Genomic DNA, 12,276 nt, shown 5'->3' with positions numbered 1-12,276 from the left:
CTTCTGTTTTACACTCTTTCCTGGCGATGGAACTCTTCTTGTTCCAGCTCTTCCTGGTATTCACCTTGGGCCCGGATCGCCTCTTGTTGCTGACGACCCAATTCATTAAATTTTTCTTGCTGCTGGCGTGTGTGGTGCAGAACACGTTGACACTCTTTTAATTGGCGGAGTTCCAGCTCCACTTTTTCAGTCATTTCAGCCACTTGCTTTTCCAATTGCGCTTCATTTTCGCGTAACAGGGCAACTTGTTGTTGCCAGCGTTCAAGACCTTTGCGGTCAATAGGTTGGCCCTGACACAATGCAAAAAGCCGTTGTTCTTCTTCTATTCGCCATTGACAGTAATCTTGCAAGGTTTGCAAAGCCTGCTGATGGTGTTGACGGGCCGTTTGCAGCTTCATTTGTTGCAAGGAAAAATGTTTTTCAGCGCGTTCGACTCGCAAGGCTTTTATGCGTTGTAAACGGCTAATCATTATTTTGTTATCTGCTGTAATTGAGCTAAGGTTTGCGGTAGATCACTTGGCTCATGGGTGCCTTGGCGTAACCAGTTACGTATTGCTTCAATGTGTGCAATGGCATTGTCAGCAACGGGATCTTGCCCTTTTTGGTACTCTCCAATCTGCAACAAAAGCTCAACTTCTTCATATTTAGCTAGCCATTTGCGCAACAGGCCGGCCTGAGCCTGATGCTCAGGAGTGATAATTTGATTCATCACCCTGCTGGCGGAACGTAACACATCGATAGCTGGATAGTGGTTAGCCGCCGCCAGTTTGCGTGACAAAATAATGTGACCATCAAGGATAGAACGAGTCTCGTCTGCCACAGGCTCTGTCATGTCATCGCCTTCCACCAAGACGGTATAGAGGGCGGTAATCGAACCTTTGTCGGATTGACCAGCACGTTCCATTAGCCGTGGCAAAGCGGCAAACACTGATGGGGGATAACCTCGTCGGGTTGGCGGCTCGCCGGCAGCTAAACCTATTTCTCGTTGCGCTCGGGCAAAACGGGTCACTGAATCCATCAGTAGGAGTACACGTTTGCCTTGATCACGAAAATATTCAGCGATTGATGTGGCGACAAACCCTGCTTTAGCTCGCTCCATTGCCGGGCGATCTGAGGTCGCTACCACCAGCACGGAACGTTTTAGTCCCTCTTCACCGAGATCTGATTCGATAAATTCCCGTACTTCACGGCCACGTTCACCGATGAGCGCCAGCACGGTAACATCAACTTCGGCGCTACGAATCAGCGTAGATAGCAGGGTACTTTTTCCGCCACCCGCTGCGGCAAAAATCCCCATACGTTGACCTTCGCCACAAGTGAGTAAGCCATCAATAGCGCGTACACCGAGTGAAAGCGGGTGTTCAATCCGTTTACGACTCATCGGAGCCGGCGCATCCCGATAAACGGGATACCAAGCTTGTGGTTCCGGCAATTGGCCGCCGGAAAATGGATTACCTAGCCCATCAAGGACTTGCCCTAACAGATAATCACCCACGCCAACTTGGTGCATGGCTCCGGTTGGGCTTACTTCAGTATTTGAAGAGATACCAAACATTTCACCAAGTGGAGTCAACAAGGCTTGATGTTGTTGGAATCCAATCACCTCCGCCAAAAGCGACAGTGTGTTGTCAGGATTGCGTAAGTGACAAAGTTCGCCTATCCGCACACCAGGAATAACGGCTTTAAGGAGTGTACCCGTGACCTGAGTAACCCGGCCACGAATCTGAATTAGCCGGCATTCATTAATGGCGTGGCGCATTTTGCCGGGAATATGGTCAAGGGAAAGCTTCATGATCGTTTATATAACCTCTGCTACGAATACTATAAAGAAGGGGAGGAGGAAGGGATTGCAACCTGAGTCGGGAGTTTTTAGAAAATGGTTGGAGTTTACCTGGCTGTTCTCTGCTTTATCGGTGAGATTTCCTATTTTATTCACAGTGTGTTGCTCATGTTTTATACCCGTTATCTTTCAAGTTGCCTCTTTGTTGGCTGCACTCACTCACCCCGGTCACATAGTTATCTATGCTCCCGGGGATTCGCTCCCTTGCCGCCGCGATCCATCTTGAAATCCATAGGGTATATACGTTTTATATCAGAGCAATCGGCTCTTCCTTGAGTTACGGCGGTTTTTGCTAAAAATTCACGACTGATTTTGGCATAGGCACTGGGACGGTACCTTTATAATTTGTTCATTATTAACTCTGATATGACAGGGTAGACTATGGATATTATCCAGAATCATCTTCATTCGATAACTTTATCAGAACTGGGTGCCGGGGTTACCGCACAACAGGAACAGGCTAAGGTAGGTCAGTTTCAGGGAGAGAAAGTCGTGCTGGTATCAGCATCCCAGTCTTTTGCTGATGCGGCCGAAGAGATGACTTTTGCATTTTCGGAACGCAAGGATATGCCACTTTCCAAACGTAAAGTTAGCGATGGACATGCCAGGGTGCGAGAAATTGAGGCACTGGTGGGTGAATATTTGCAGAAGGTGCCAGATTTAGAGCGCCAACAAAAAGTCAAGGCATTGATCTCTCACTTAAATAGTGCTCAGTTGACTAATATTGCTCAACTACAGGCTTATCTGGAAAGTTTCTCTGGAGAGGTGAGTGAGCAATTTTATGCGCTAAGTCAGGCCCGTGATGCGCTGGCAGGCAGGCCAGAGGCACATGCCATATTGACATTGGTTGAACAAGAATTATCACGTTTAGCGCAAGAGCAGGGAATTGCTATCGAGTTGGGAGCCCGCATTACGCCTGATGCCACGGCAGCAGCTAGAAATGGGGTTGGCAACTTGCAAGCATTACGCAATATCTATCGTGATGCCGTGATGGATTATCAAGGGTTGTCGGCTGCCTGGCGGGATATTCAATCCAATTTCAAGAGTAGTTCCCTGATGGAAGTAACAGGATTCATCATGAAAGCGTTGAGTGCTGATCTGGACAGCCAACAGCGGCAACTTGATCCTATTAAGTTGGAACGTGTGATGAGTGACATGCATAAACTCCGTTTGCTTAACAGTTTATCGGTTCAAGTTGAACAGTTATGGAAAAGCGTGGTAGAGGGGGAAAATCATGGCATACGGGCCTTCTGACCTTATGGGGGATGTCGTTTCTCTGGTTGAGAAACGTTGGGCCAATGTGCGAGATGTTGAAATACTCGGTCATGCTTTGGGATTGCAGGATAGCCAAACTCAAATTCATTTCTACCGGGAGTTGAAGCGATTAATTCGCTTGATTCCGGTGGAAGTGTTCAGTGATGAAGAGCAGCGCCAAAACCTGCTGAATGCGTGTCAACTGGCGCTGGATGCAGCAATTGAGAGAGAAGAAGACGAATTGTGGTCGGGAGAGGGAGCATCATGAACTGGATAGAGCCGCAGTTACTCCAGTTTTGTCAGGATTTGGGTATGGAGATGTCTGATGCTTCTAGCCCCTTGATCCAAATTGATTTTGAGTATTCTGGTACGTTGCAAATTGAGCGCTATGGTGGCGCATTAACACTTTGGCTGGGTCGTGAAATTCCCTGGCATCAGGGAAAAGAGGCAATGGTGAAAGCGATGCTACTCACTTTCAGTGGTCAGGGACCCGAACTGCCCTTGCGTTGTGGCTGGCTGGGAGAAGATCGTCTGTTATTGTTTGTGACACTAGATGAACGACATATAACCTTGCCCTTGCTGCATCAGGCATTTCGTTCTTTGCTAAGAGTACAGCGTGAGGTGCTCGCTTCGTGAGCAAAATCGCTGCCGCCCATATAGGAATTGAGCAACTAACGGCGATCAGTCGGGAAGAGATAGAGGTTAGTTTACCCGATCGCTACGCGTTATTGCCCGATGGTCAATCCGTTGAGACTCACGCCGCACGTCTTTATCCGGCCAACAAAGCTGATCAGGCTTTGTTGGCTTTTGCCTGCCCGCAAGATGGGTTTCACGCTCTGTTGCGTCCACATGATTTTCGTCAGGCGGTTAGTGGTCTGCGTACAATTTTGCAACAAGGTAATGACATCAGGGTACAGCATGCTGTCTCCCTGTTGGAAAACATGAATCAAGATGAACAGTTGTTGCAGATGGCTCTGCACCTGTTGCACAAGGTATGACCATGACTCTCAGTGCTAAACAGCAGAGCGCTCTGTTGCTGCTCGGCTGGCTTCAACTTCAATACGGTCATCCTGACCGAGCGCGTATTTTATTAGATGCATTACTGGCTTTGCATCCTGAACATAAAGAAGGGCGTCGTGCCTTGGTAGTTTCATTACTTAAACTGCAAAAGGGGAGCATGGCAAAAGAACATTGCACTCTCTTACAAGAACAGGGTGAACAAAGCGCCGCCCTCTGGCTCTGTGTTAGCCGTGCTTGTCAACAGGAAGGGAATCTGGAAGAAGCACGCAGTGCTTATCAGCGTTATCTCGCTCAAGGGGCTCTATTATGAACCGTGGGTTTGAGTTATTGCGGCTGATTGGTGAACGTAAAGACATCATGTTGGCAATATTGTTGCTAGCCGTGGTCTTCATGATGGTTTTGCCGCTTCCGCCTATCCTGCTGGACATTTTGATCGCCATTAATATGACCATCTCTGTTGTGCTCATGATGATGGCGGTCTATATCAATTCCCCTTTACAGTTTTCCGCGTTTCCTGCGGTCTTGCTGGTGACCACGCTATTTCGTTTGGCGCTTTCCGTTAGTACCACCCGGATGATCCTACTGCAAGCAGATGCCGGTAAAATAGTCTACACCTTTGGTAATTTCGTTGTCGGTGGCAACCTGATAGTCGGGATAGTGATCTTTCTGATCATCACTATTGTACAATTTATCGTCATAACCAAAGGTTCGGAGCGCGTAGCTGAGGTTAGTGCTCGTTTTTCCCTTGATGCCATGCCGGGTAAGCAGATGAGTATCGACGGAGATATGCGTGCTGGTGTTATTGACGTCAATGAAGCGAGGGAGAGGCGTAGCATTATCGAAAAAGAGAGCCAGATGTTTGGTTCAATGGATGGTGCGATGAAATTTGTTAAGGGTGATGCGATTGCGAGTCTTCTCATCATCTTTGTCAACATTTTGGGCGGGATAACCATAGGCGTCACCCAAAAAGGAATGTCAGCGTCCGATGCATTGCAGCTCTATGCCATTTTGACTGTTGGTGATGGTATGGTCTCTCAGGTTCCTGCCCTATTGATTGCGATTACGGCAGGCATCATTGTTACCCGAGTTTCGTCGGAAGACGCCTCTGATCTAGGTAGTGAGATTGGTGATCAGGTCGTTGCTCAACCAAAGGCACTATTAATTGGCGGTGTTTTATTGGTGGTATTTGGCCTTATTCCTGGATTCCCTACATTAACTTTCTTAATACTTGCACTGGTGGTGGCGGGTGGTGGCTATTTGCTGTTCCAGCGTCAGCGCCAAGCTAACGCCAGCCAACAAGCGGATCTTCCTAGCCTGTTAGCCCAAGGAGCAGGCGCACCGGCGGCCAAATCTAAAGCCAAGAGCGGCAGTAAGGCCAAAGCTGGAAAACTGAGTGAGAAAGAGGAATTTGCTATGACGGTTCCTTTACTTATTGATGTGGATGCGGGATTACAGGCTGAGCTGGAAGCTATTTCACTGAATGATGAATTAATACGGGTACGACGCGCCCTCTATTTGGATCTGGGCGTACCATTTCCGGGTATCCATTTGCGCTTTAATGAAGGGATGAAGGAAGGAGAATACCTGATCCAGCTACAAGAGGTGCCCGTTGCCCGTGGTCGGCTGCGCTCAGCGCATTTACTGGTGCAGGAACCAGTCAGTCAGTTGGAATTACTGGCTATCCCTTATGAAGAAGGGGAACCTCTATTACCTAACCAGCCTACCTTGTGGGTAGCGGAAGCACATCAGGAACGTTTGGTGAAATCCGGGCTGGCGGCTTTATCCATGTCTCAGGTGATCACCTGGCATTTGTCACATGTGTTGCGGGAGTATGCCGAAGATTTTATTGGCGTGCAGGAAACCCGTTATCTTCTGGAGCAGATGGAAGGGAGTTATGGGGAATTGGTCAAGGAGGCTATGCGTATAATTCCATTGCAGCGGATGACTGAGATATTGCAGCGGTTGGTCGGCGAGGACATCTCTATTCGTAATACACGTACGATTCTCGAAGCTATGGTGGTGTGGGGGCAGAAGGAAAAAGATGTGGTGCAATTAACGGAATATATTCGCAGTAGTCTCAAGCGTTACATCTGTTACAAGTATGCTAATGGCAACAATATCTTGCCTGCTTATCTGTTGGATCAACAGGTAGAGGAGCAGATCCGGGGAGGTATTCGCCAAACGAGCGCGGGTAGCTACTTGGCGCTGGACCCAGCGGTGACGCAAAGTTTCCTTGAACAGATGAAGAAAACCGTGGGTGATTTAACACAGATGCAGAATAAACCGGTGTTGATCGTATCAATGGATATTCGCCGTTATGTTCGTAAGTTAATTGAAGGTGATCACCACGGCTTGCCAGTGCTTTCGTATCAAGAGTTGACCCAACAGATCAACATCCAACCGCTTGGTAGAGTGTGTCTATGAACCGTGATCCGCTCACCCCTTGGTTTGAGGAGCAAGGTTATTCAGTACAGCCTCACTGTATGGGGAATAGCCCAATCCCTCTTGGCTGGCGTGTGTGGTATGAAGGCTGTGAAATTGCCTGGCGTTATGATGCGCCGCGAGTTTGGATCGTGATGTTACGCCGTACCCGGCAGCGTCGAGGGCTTGCGAATCCATTTGCGCCTCTTTATCTGTTGGCAACAGCAACGATGGCCATGCTTGGGCCGGGTAGCCGGCTTTATGGTCAAGTTAATACTTTGGTTGACTCTCCCCTTAATGATGAACGTTTGGCCCGCTTTTACCATCGCTGGACAGGCGCAAATGAGGTGGTGCCTGGCTGGTTCGAGTTAGAAGCCAGTTGCGTTATATCGCTACATCAAATGAGAAAACAACAAAAAAAAGTCCAACGTTGACAGGAAGAATCAATATCTCTCTTTATTATAGGAGTCATGGATGCAAGAGGAACCTAACGCCAAAGTACTGCAAGCTGCTGAAGCAGCCATCAAAGACAGTGATCACAGACTGCAACTATTGCAGGAGATGTGGCAGTCTCTTGGCATCAACCCCAATGTGGGTACAGAACTGTTTGGTCATACTGACGTTACTCTGGTTCAGAATGCTGAGCAAGAGTTGCTGACAGAAGTTAATCGCTTACGAAGCAACCAACCTCCCTCTCTGGAAGAGGGAAAGCGTCTTCGTCGCCCACCTCGTATGCGTGGCATTATTGTATAAGGAGTTTGAAGGTGGAAATTAGGCCATATCAAAATGACCCACAGCTTTTCTTGGCAGATCTAGAAAAGGTTTCGCTAGCTCAACTACAAGGTTCTGGATCTTCGGAGCTTGATAGATTGGTTAATCTTATTTTTGATAAGGGGATCAAGATTACATCTGATTCTAGTGTTGTTACTGAAAATAAGGAGCTCTTGAAAAAACTGATTGCCTATTTCCTGCCAGCCGACGCGGTTGTCGAGGGTGGTCACTTAGATAGCCAAATAAAAAATGGAATTAATAATCTTGAATCTTTCTTGAATAGCTCAACATTAAAAACGTGGACATTAAAAGATTTTTTGGCTGCGGTTCATTTTAATTTAACACCGGATCGTCTTGATGATGATGTAATCGATATTTTTGTTTCGGTTATGTCAGGTCATGATAAAAAACGACTTGAGTTGCGTGATGAACTGGCGACATTGACCGCAGAGTTAAAAATTTACAGTGTTATTCAATCGGAGATTAATGCGAAATTAGCGGCTAATGGGGAGCTTAAGATTGATGATAACTCTTTCAATTTGCTGGACCATAAGAAGTATGGTTTTAGCGATCAGCCCACTTTTGAGAAAAGTGCTGAATATAAGCTGCTAAGGAAGATATCTTCTGGTTCTGAAATCTCCATTAAGACATTTTTGGAAAGTTCTAATAAACAGAGTGGAGCTATGGCAGGTCTGGAGAATTCTTACGAATATGATAAGGAAAATAATCGCCTAGCCAACTTTTCGACTTCAGTTAACGATCGTGTAAGTCCACTAAACAATACTGTCCAGGAAAAAACAACACGTTTAAATGAGGCTAGTTCCCGTTATAACGCGGCTATTGAGGCGTTAAACCGTTTTATTCAAAAATATGACAGCATTATACGTAATATTCTCGGCGCAATTTAAGGAATGATTATGGAGCATCAAGAAACATCAACCACTTCTGACCAATATGCACAAGAGCTGGAATCTTTTCTTCATGATGGTGGCACTCTTGCCATGTTGAAGGATATTTCTAGTGATACGTTGGAGCAACTTTACTCATTAGCGTTTAACCAGTATCAGTCAGGCAAATGGCAGGATGCACATAAGATATTCCAGGCTTTGTGTATGTTGGATCACTATGATTCCCGATTCTTCCTTGGATTGGGGGCATGCCGTCAGGCAATGGGGCAACTGGAGCAGGCAGTTCAAAGCTATAGCTACGGAGCGATGCTTGATATTAATGAGCCCCGTTTTCCATTTCATGCTGCCGAATGTCTCCTGCAATTAGGAGAACTTGATGGGGCTGAGAGTGGCTTCTACTCGGCTCAACAACTTGCGGCAGCTTCGCCGGAACAGGCCGCTCTGGCTGCCAGTTCCAGTGCAATGTTAGAAGCTATTACAATAAAAAGGACTCAGGAAAATGGTTCAAGTTAGTGAATCTAAAATTCCTCAACCGGTGGTCAATAGTTCTCCGGTTGGTGAAATCCTCGCAACTACACCTTCGAAAAGCGCGGAGCACGTTACGCCCAGCCAGGCGGGTAGCTCGTTGTCTTCTGATGCCGCTAAGTCACGAGGGGTATCATTGCCAGCGCCATTGACGGTGGTGAATACTCACCCTGATCAAGAACAAATGGCCAGGCTTAAATCGGTTATGCAAGAGGCTAAGCAGGCAACAGGTCTGATAAAGGAACTGACAGCAAAGCTGACAGCAACTTCGTGGTTGACCTCTCTGGTGTTGCACTCACTTGAGGAAATAGAGATTAATCTGGGCGAGCTGACCAGCAAGCTTGATCGTATTCAGACGAGTCTCAAAATCCAGGATATCCAGCGAGCACGTCAGCAAAGCTTGCAGAAAATGGAAGAGAACCAGCAGAAGATTAAAGAAGCTGAAAATTCTGCCAAAGAGGCGCAGAAATCTGGATTGTTTTCTAAGATCTTTGGCTGGATTAGTGCAATTACTTCAATTGTGATCGGCGCGATTATGGTTGCTACCGGTGTTGGTGCGGTAGCCGGTGCTTTGCTGATTGTCGGAGGAGTGATGGGGGTAGTCTCTCAGGGACTACAACAAGCAGCTCAAGATGGTTTAATCAGCAAGGAAACCATGAAATGGCTAGGGCCAGTCATAACAGCGATTGAGATTACGATGGCGGTGGCGGCGGCGGCAGTCAGTTTCGGTGGTTCTGCTGCCGGTTTGATTGCGAAAATGGGCGCTAAAATGGGCAGTAAAGTGGCTGAGATGACGGCTAAGATGGCAGTAAAGGCAGCGGAATTTTCTGCAAAAGCCGCGGGTACAGCAGCAAATACCACGTCTCGGGGCTTGAGAGTGGCTATGCAGGTGGGCGATTCGGGAGTTGATGTTACTAATGGCGCTGCTCAAACTACCAATGCGGCCTTCCAGAGTAAAGCGGCTAACCGACAAGCTGACGTGCAACTTTCACGTAGCGAATTGACCGCATTCCAAGCTGTTATGGACAGGCTCAAAGAGGAGTTGTCCCACCTGGTAGAGTCTTTCCAAAATGTGATGGAAATGATTTTCCAGATGCTTAATGCCCGGGGAGACATGATAAATAACCTTGCCAGCCGACCACAGGAAATTTAGGGAATAAAAAGATGAAAATTAATGATAACGCCAGTAGTCAAGGGGTTACTTCCAGTAATGGTGTTGAAGTTGGAACTGACAACTTTGTGTCGACACCGACAGCACATGAAGCTGCTATTCAACAGCCGGAAAAAACGAGGCTCACGGATAAGGTTGAATTGATTGTACCGAAACAGGGCCTCGATCCCAGTCGTTTAGGAAATGTCGGACAAGAATTAAATAACACGCTGGATATGATGTCGCTACTTTTTGAGATTGCAAAGAGGATGCGTGAACTGGGTATTTTGCAGCGTGACACTGAGAATAAAGCGTCCATTGATGCTCAAAAATCACAAGTGGATGAGATGCGACATGGTGCCAAATTGATGATTGCCATGGCAGTGGTTTCAGGCTTAATGACGCTTGGTTCAGGGCTGATAGGTAGTTTTTCTTCCGTTAAAAACAGTCAGGCGGTTAAGCAGCAGAAGACGTTGGAAAGCAATATTGCTGGTCGTAACAAATTAATCGAGTCTAAGTTGCAACAGTTGGGCAAGAGTAGCGATGCGGATCGGGCAGCAATTGGTAAAGTATGGAATGTAGCACAAGATGCTGACAAGAGCACTTTGAAATCTCTTACCTTGGTTTTTGAAAGTCGTAACAGCAATCAGCAGTTATTAACCTCAGTGATGAAATCTTTAGAGGGTATGTCCAATAATTCTGTGCAGGTAGAACAGGGACTTTCTCAGGCTAAAGCCAAGGAACATGAAGTGGGTTCATCTATTGCCCAACATGAAAAACAGAAGAGTGAAGACCAAATCTCATTGAATAATAATTTCATGAAAGATGTTTTGCAATTATTGCAACAACTCTATCAGAATCATGTTCAGGCATTGCGCGCGGCGACTGGCGTGGTGTAATGCTGGTAAAATAGATCAGTGTTATATAATAAGCTTGGGCGTACCGAGAGGTGCGCTCTTATCAATGGATACCGTTATTTGATCTCGTTTTTAAAATCCACTAACACCACCAAAGGTATAGAAAAACGAAAATATCAAATTAAGATTTCAGTCCTTAACAGGCAGAATGTGTTAAGGAAAAAAAGCATTTTCCTATATTCCGGTGTTTGGTTTTTGATAATCACTGGGGTGACCTTTTTATTAAAAGAATTGCCCTTGAGTGACAGAGGCGTAAAAGGCGATGGTAGTAAACTGAGTCCCTTTTCTGCGGGGGTAACCCGTTTGTTTGACTACTTGGTAATTCAAGTTGGTCTGATTGCCCTCTCTAGTAGGAGTAACCCATGGATGTGATAGCCATCGTCAATCAAGTTTTGGCTGAATTTGCTGCTAAATTCGGCTTGCCGCACTTAGCTTTAAATCATGAAGGTGTGGCTGCTCTCTGTTTTGATGAGCACCTTCACCTCTCTTTGATCTTAATTCCTGAACGTGACCAGCTCGTTTTACAGATAGATGTCGCTGATATCACTGCGGTCGGAGAGGGGATTTTCCGTCAATTAGCCAGCTTTAATCGTCATTGGTATCAGTTTGATCTTCACTTTGGTTTTGATGAGTCAACGCTGATGGTGCAGCTTTATCGGCAAATGTCAGCAAGTCGGCTGAATCAGGCTGTTTTTGAAGAGAGTCTTTCAAGTATGTTGGATCATGCTGAGTTTTGGCAGGAATTATTGCAAGCTCAACTTCCGATTGGCTCTCAACAGAACGAATCTTTGGGAATGCGAGTATGAAAATTGAGAATTCGTTACCCATTCATTTAACAAATGTTCCCCATGAAAATGGTAGCCTTTGTTGTGGTCGTCGGGTTACGTCAGGGTATATACCACAAAACGTTCATGAGCCGCTTTCTACGATGCTGAGTAGAGGTCTTGCCATGGGGCTTGAACATGAGACAACACTACAGCGCTTGTTGGATGGGCAGCATACTCCGTTGTCACAACGTAGGATCAGCCTAACATGACCAAAATAGGGTTGGTCTTGTTGTGTTTGCTGATGACTGGTTGTGTTAGTGAGGCTATTGAGCATGAAGCATCACGTCTGATTGAGGGGGATGTGACCATGCGGGCCTCTCTACCCAGAACGGCAAACGTTGAGGTGTCATTGTTGACGGTGGTTGAAGGAAAAGTGTTGACAGTAGGTGAGATGCATTATCGTTTGGATATGCTACCCGTCACTTTTTCTATGCGGTTGAATCCGCAGTTTTCTCATGGTGAGTTATTTTTAAGAGCTCGTCTACGTTGGGATGGGAAACGGGCAGTGCAGGCGAAAAGCCAACAACGCATCATTGCAGGAAAAAGAATTGTAGTGCAATTGTCTCCCTTGCCATGTTATCCAGAATGCTAAATATTTTCGCATTAATAAATAAGGGATAATATTGTCTTTTAAATTTTTAAA

General features: G+C 46.4%; 17 protein-coding genes. 15 read left to right on the top strand and 2 right to left on the bottom strand.

Annotated features, from left to right (window positions below):
* Nucleotides 1-8: 8 nt before the first annotated feature.
* Both PluTT01m_RS19395 and sctN read right to left on the bottom strand, forming a co-directional pair.
* Nucleotides 9-470 (bottom strand): type III secretion protein, encoded by a 462-nt coding sequence (locus tag PluTT01m_RS19395; protein ID WP_011147909.1) that lies wholly within the window; start codon nucleotides 468-470, stop codon nucleotides 9-11.
* Nucleotides 470-1,792 carry a type III secretion system ATPase SctN gene (gene sctN, locus PluTT01m_RS19390; RefSeq protein ID WP_011147908.1) on the bottom strand — a complete coding sequence of 441 codons (1,323 nt, stop codon included), beginning with the start codon at nucleotides 1,790-1,792 and terminating at the stop codon, nucleotides 470-472. The genes PluTT01m_RS19395 and sctN overlap by 1 nt, the downstream gene beginning before the upstream one ends.
* Before the next feature lie 429 nt (nucleotides 1,793-2,221).
* Between sctN and sctW the strand changes: the two genes are divergently transcribed.
* The 15 genes from sctW to PluTT01m_RS19305 all read left to right on the top strand — a co-directional run bounded on the left by sctW (nucleotide 2,222) and on the right by PluTT01m_RS19305 (nucleotide 12,225).
* Nucleotides 2,222-3,094: a type III secretion system gatekeeper subunit SctW gene (gene sctW / locus PluTT01m_RS19380; RefSeq protein ID WP_011147907.1), complete on the top strand. Its 873-nt coding sequence runs from the start codon at nucleotides 2,222-2,224 to the stop codon at nucleotides 3,092-3,094.
* Nucleotides 3,075-3,362, top strand: a complete 288-nt coding sequence (locus PluTT01m_RS19375; RefSeq protein WP_011147906.1) for a TyeA family type III secretion system gatekeeper subunit — start codon at nucleotides 3,075-3,077, stop codon at nucleotides 3,360-3,362. The genes sctW and PluTT01m_RS19375 overlap by 20 nt, the downstream gene beginning before the upstream one ends.
* Nucleotides 3,359-3,730 carry a type III secretion chaperone SycN gene (gene sycN, locus PluTT01m_RS19370; RefSeq protein ID WP_011147905.1) on the top strand — a complete coding sequence of 124 codons (372 nt, stop codon included), beginning with the start codon at nucleotides 3,359-3,361 and terminating at the stop codon, nucleotides 3,728-3,730. Before PluTT01m_RS19375 ends, sycN begins: the two co-directional genes overlap by 4 nt.
* Nucleotides 3,727-4,092 (top strand): YscX family type III secretion system protein SctX, encoded by a 366-nt coding sequence (sctX, locus tag PluTT01m_RS19365; RefSeq protein ID WP_011147904.1) that lies wholly within the window; start codon nucleotides 3,727-3,729, stop codon nucleotides 4,090-4,092. The genes sycN and sctX overlap by 4 nt, the downstream gene beginning before the upstream one ends.
* A gap of 2 nt (nucleotides 4,093-4,094) precedes the next feature.
* Complete coding sequence (gene sctY / locus PluTT01m_RS19360) at nucleotides 4,095-4,424, top strand: type III secretion system chaperone SctY (RefSeq protein WP_011147903.1); 330 nt, start codon at nucleotides 4,095-4,097, stop codon at nucleotides 4,422-4,424.
* Nucleotides 4,421-6,538 (top strand): type III secretion system export apparatus subunit SctV, encoded by a 2,118-nt coding sequence (gene sctV, locus PluTT01m_RS19355; protein WP_011147902.1) that lies wholly within the window; start codon nucleotides 4,421-4,423, stop codon nucleotides 6,536-6,538. The genes sctY and sctV overlap by 4 nt, the downstream gene beginning before the upstream one ends.
* Nucleotides 6,535-6,969: an LcrR family type III secretion system chaperone gene (locus PluTT01m_RS19350; RefSeq protein WP_011147901.1), complete on the top strand. Its 435-nt coding sequence runs from the start codon at nucleotides 6,535-6,537 to the stop codon at nucleotides 6,967-6,969. The genes sctV and PluTT01m_RS19350 overlap by 4 nt, the downstream gene beginning before the upstream one ends.
* Before the next feature lie 40 nt (nucleotides 6,970-7,009).
* The gene (locus PluTT01m_RS19345) at nucleotides 7,010-7,288 is read left to right on the top strand and encodes an LcrG family type III secretion system chaperone (protein WP_011147900.1); all 279 of its coding nucleotides are present in this window, start codon (nucleotides 7,010-7,012) and stop codon (nucleotides 7,286-7,288) included.
* A gap of 11 nt (nucleotides 7,289-7,299) precedes the next feature.
* Nucleotides 7,300-8,214, top strand: a complete 915-nt coding sequence (locus tag PluTT01m_RS19340; protein WP_011147899.1) for a virulence-associated V antigen — start codon at nucleotides 7,300-7,302, stop codon at nucleotides 8,212-8,214.
* A 9-nt stretch (nucleotides 8,215-8,223) separates the two neighbouring features.
* A complete protein-coding gene (locus PluTT01m_RS19335) occupies nucleotides 8,224-8,727 on the top strand; it encodes a SycD/LcrH family type III secretion system chaperone (RefSeq protein ID WP_011147898.1) in 504 nt (167 codons plus the stop codon).
* Nucleotides 8,714-9,892 carry a type III secretion system translocon subunit SseC family protein gene (gene sctE, locus PluTT01m_RS19330; protein WP_011147897.1) on the top strand — a complete coding sequence of 393 codons (1,179 nt, stop codon included), beginning with the start codon at nucleotides 8,714-8,716 and terminating at the stop codon, nucleotides 9,890-9,892. The genes PluTT01m_RS19335 and sctE overlap by 14 nt, the downstream gene beginning before the upstream one ends.
* 11 nt (nucleotides 9,893-9,903) lie before the next feature.
* Nucleotides 9,904-10,788: a YopD family type III secretion system translocon subunit gene (locus tag PluTT01m_RS19325; protein WP_011147896.1), complete on the top strand. Its 885-nt coding sequence runs from the start codon at nucleotides 9,904-9,906 to the stop codon at nucleotides 10,786-10,788.
* 380 nt (nucleotides 10,789-11,168) lie between these two features.
* Entirely contained in the window at nucleotides 11,169-11,612 is a 444-nt protein-coding gene (locus PluTT01m_RS19315) for a type III secretion system chaperone (RefSeq protein WP_041380314.1), read from the top strand.
* Nucleotides 11,609-11,842, top strand: coding sequence for a T3SS regulon translocated regulator ExsE family protein (locus PluTT01m_RS19310; protein WP_011147893.1), 234 nt, complete (start codon nucleotides 11,609-11,611; stop codon nucleotides 11,840-11,842). Before PluTT01m_RS19315 ends, PluTT01m_RS19310 begins: the two co-directional genes overlap by 4 nt.
* A complete protein-coding gene (locus PluTT01m_RS19305) occupies nucleotides 11,839-12,225 on the top strand; it encodes a YscW family type III secretion system pilotin (RefSeq protein ID WP_011147892.1) in 387 nt (128 codons plus the stop codon). Before PluTT01m_RS19310 ends, PluTT01m_RS19305 begins: the two co-directional genes overlap by 4 nt.
* Nucleotides 12,226-12,276 lie beyond the last annotated feature (51 nt).

The sequence above is a fragment of the Photorhabdus laumondii subsp. laumondii genome (assembly GCF_003343245.1).
GTDB lineage: Bacteria > Pseudomonadota > Gammaproteobacteria > Enterobacterales > Enterobacteriaceae > Photorhabdus > Photorhabdus laumondii.
This window is presented reverse-complemented; position numbering and strand designations above follow the sequence as displayed.

Bases quoted from the DNA above. Each gene is read 5' to 3' on its own strand.
- sctW (WP_011147907.1), top strand. From the start codon at position 2,222: ATGGATATTATCCAGAATCATCTTCATTCGATAACTTTATCAGAACTG.
- PluTT01m_RS19350 (WP_011147901.1), top strand. From the start codon at position 6,535: ATGAACCGTGATCCGCTCACCCCTTGGTTTGAGGAGCAAGGTTATTCA.
- sycN (WP_011147905.1), top strand. From the start codon at position 3,359: ATGAACTGGATAGAGCCGCAGTTACTCCAGTTTTGTCAGGATTTGGGT.
- sctN (WP_011147908.1), bottom strand. From the start codon at position 1,792: ATGAAGCTTTCCCTTGACCATATTCCCGGCAAAATGCGCCACGCCATT.
- sctV (WP_011147902.1), top strand. From the start codon at position 4,421: ATGAACCGTGGGTTTGAGTTATTGCGGCTGATTGGTGAACGTAAAGAC.
- PluTT01m_RS19315 (WP_041380314.1), top strand. From the start codon at position 11,169: ATGGATGTGATAGCCATCGTCAATCAAGTTTTGGCTGAATTTGCTGCT.
- PluTT01m_RS19395 (WP_011147909.1), bottom strand. From the start codon at position 470: ATGATTAGCCGTTTACAACGCATAAAAGCCTTGCGAGTCGAACGCGCT.
- PluTT01m_RS19305 (WP_011147892.1), top strand. From the start codon at position 11,839: ATGACCAAAATAGGGTTGGTCTTGTTGTGTTTGCTGATGACTGGTTGT.
- PluTT01m_RS19310 (WP_011147893.1), top strand. From the start codon at position 11,609: ATGAAAATTGAGAATTCGTTACCCATTCATTTAACAAATGTTCCCCAT.
- sctY (WP_011147903.1), top strand. From the start codon at position 4,095: ATGACTCTCAGTGCTAAACAGCAGAGCGCTCTGTTGCTGCTCGGCTGG.
- PluTT01m_RS19325 (WP_011147896.1), top strand. From the start codon at position 9,904: ATGAAAATTAATGATAACGCCAGTAGTCAAGGGGTTACTTCCAGTAAT.
- PluTT01m_RS19375 (WP_011147906.1), top strand. From the start codon at position 3,075: ATGGCATACGGGCCTTCTGACCTTATGGGGGATGTCGTTTCTCTGGTT.
- PluTT01m_RS19345 (WP_011147900.1), top strand. From the start codon at position 7,010: ATGCAAGAGGAACCTAACGCCAAAGTACTGCAAGCTGCTGAAGCAGCC.
- sctE (WP_011147897.1), top strand. From the start codon at position 8,714: ATGGTTCAAGTTAGTGAATCTAAAATTCCTCAACCGGTGGTCAATAGT.
- PluTT01m_RS19335 (WP_011147898.1), top strand. From the start codon at position 8,224: ATGGAGCATCAAGAAACATCAACCACTTCTGACCAATATGCACAAGAG.